1 protein-coding gene is annotated in these 1224 nt (G+C 70.1%); it reads left to right on the forward strand.

Annotated features, from left to right (window positions below; translation table 11 throughout):
* On the forward strand, positions 1 to 1194 hold a 1194-nt coding region (locus HF526_RS34415), incomplete at its 5' end, for an FAD-binding oxidoreductase (protein WP_169385828.1).
* Positions 1195 to 1224 lie beyond the last annotated feature (30 nt).

Consider the following 1224-nt stretch of genomic DNA (forward strand, 5'->3'; position numbering starts at 1 on the left):
CTCGAGATCACCGTGCGCGGCGGCGGGCACAGCTACGCGGGCGCCTGCCTGACCGACGACGGACTGATGATCGACCTGAGCCGCATGCGCGGCGTCCACGTCGACCCCGACGCTCGCATCGCGCGATGCGGCGGCGGGGCGTCCTGGGCCGACGTCGACGGGGCCACGCAGCAGTTCGGCCTGGCCGTCCCCGGCGGCATGATCAGCCACACCGGTATCGGCGGGCTCACCCTGGGCGGCGGGATCGGTTGGCTGACGCGGCGCCACGGCCTGGTCATCGACAATCTCCTCGCCGCGGAGGTCGTCCTCGCCGACGGGGCGATCGTCCGGGCCTCCGCCGAGGAACACCCGGACCTGTTCTGGGCCCTTCGCGGTGGAGGCGGGAACTTCGGCGTCGTCACCGAGTTCGAGTACCGGCTGCACCCGATCGGCCCGGAGATCCAGTTCGGGCTGTTCTTCTGGCCGCTGGACCAGACCGCCGAGGCCCTGCGCTTGAGCCGGGACACCATCCACGGATTGAACCGGGACGCGACGGGCTTCATCGCACCGCTCAACGCGCCTCCCGAATCGTTCGTCCCCGAGGAGTACCACCTCCTGCCCGGCACCGTGCTCATCATCGTGGGCTTCGGCTCGGCCGAGGAACACGCCGCGCTGGTCGCGCCGGTCCGTGAGGCGCTGCCGCCGTTGTTCGAGCTCGTGACCCCCATGCCGTACGTGGCGCTGCAGCAGGTCTTCGACGCGGGCTTCGCGTGGGGTATCCGTGCCTATACGAAGTCGCTCTACCTCGAGGACCTGACCGATGACGCGATCGCGGTGATCGCCGAGCACCTGCCCGCGAAGCGGTCTCCGATGACCACCGTGCCGATATTCATGCTCGGCGGCGCGTTCCGCGACGTCGACGATGCGGACACGGCGTTCGGGGGTAGCCGATCGGCGTGCTGCTGGTTCGTCATCGACGGCCTGGCCCCGGATGCGCAGACGCTGGCCGCCGAGCGGATGTGGACCCGTGGGCTGTGGCAGGCACTGCGGCCACTGGCGGTGAACGCCGGCGGCTACGTCAACGCCATGGCGGAGTACGAGGAGAACGTGGTGCGGGAGTCGTACGGCCCGAAGTACGACCGGCTTGCCCGGATCAAGGCCGAGTACGACCCCGGCAACGTCCTGCACCACAACGCGAACATCAAGCCCGCCTGAACGGCGCCGGCACGCTCGTGCGCGGGAACG

This window comes from Pseudonocardia acidicola, from assembly GCF_012911935.1.
GTDB lineage: Bacteria > Actinomycetota > Actinomycetes > Mycobacteriales > Pseudonocardiaceae > Pseudonocardia > Pseudonocardia acidicola.